The sequence below is a fragment of the Pseudomonas sp. AC463 genome (assembly GCF_979253585.1).
This window is the reverse complement of the sequence record NZ_CEEDDZ010001109.1, coordinates 1-239: the sequence shown is the minus strand read 5'-3', so window position 1 is coordinate 239 and position 239 is coordinate 1. Positions and strand designations below refer to the sequence as shown.

The 239-nt window shown below is 67.8% G+C and carries 1 protein-coding gene; it reads left to right on the top strand.

Translation table 11 applies throughout. The features are described 5' to 3' along the window. The coding region (locus AC0IYH_RS33725) for a hypothetical protein (protein ID WP_471838808.1) at positions 1-213 on the top strand (213 nt) is incomplete at its 5' end. Positions 214-239 lie beyond the last annotated feature (26 nt).

The following is a 239-nucleotide window of genomic DNA, read 5'->3' as shown; positions in this document are numbered from 1 at the left end:
GGGCAGCGCGTGGGCGTTATGTTCCGCGCGATCCGCGATGCCGGTCGCGAATGCCAGCAGGTGACCGACGTGCAGGAAGCCAAGGATATCGAGGGCGCACCCACGTGGGTCGCGGTGTGCGACGGCAATGCGCGCTGGCTGGTCGCGATCGACGCGGGCGGCATCGCCACCGTCACCAACGCCACCGAACTGAAGGATGCGAACGCAAAGTGAGCGAGTCCCTCGTCACCGTCCTGCCC